We start from the raw sequence: 394 nt of genomic DNA, 5'->3' as shown, positions 1-394 counted from the left end.
ACCTGAGCGGGGGTCGAGAGCTGTTCCCAGACGAAGGCGGTACGCAGGATGTCATTGCGATGGACGACCTGTTGCACGGCTGCGAGATAGCGATCCAACAGGGCGCGGTCGGCAAAGGCCATCTGGCTGACCAACAGATAAGGATCACCCTCGGTAGCCAGCAGGTGATGGAACAGGATGCCGTCCTGCAAGGGAGAGAGCGCGTAGATGTCCTGGATATTGGCCATACCCCCGGGCACCAGGGCCGTAATGCGATCGATGTCCGGTTGCGACAGATCGATCAGCGGCAGCATGGCCGGGGTGATCGCCGTGCTGTCTGGGGTGATCGCGTTGGCCGGGACGCTTACTTCCTGGTGACTGCCGAGAGTGGCGGCCAGATCGGCCAGGGTTGGGG

General features: G+C 62.7%; 1 protein-coding gene. It reads right to left on the bottom strand.

What is annotated here, in order from left to right; genetic code table 11:
• Positions 1 to 394: condensation domain-containing protein (locus tag IHE46_RS16845; RefSeq protein WP_192166086.1), on the bottom strand; the 394-nt coding region annotated here is incomplete at both ends.

The organism is Rhodanobacter sp. DHG33 (assembly GCF_014843005.1).
Classification (GTDB): domain Bacteria; phylum Pseudomonadota; class Gammaproteobacteria; order Xanthomonadales; family Rhodanobacteraceae; genus Rhodanobacter_A.
Note: the sequence above shows the minus strand (reverse complement) of the source record. Positions and strands in the feature narration are given on the sequence as shown.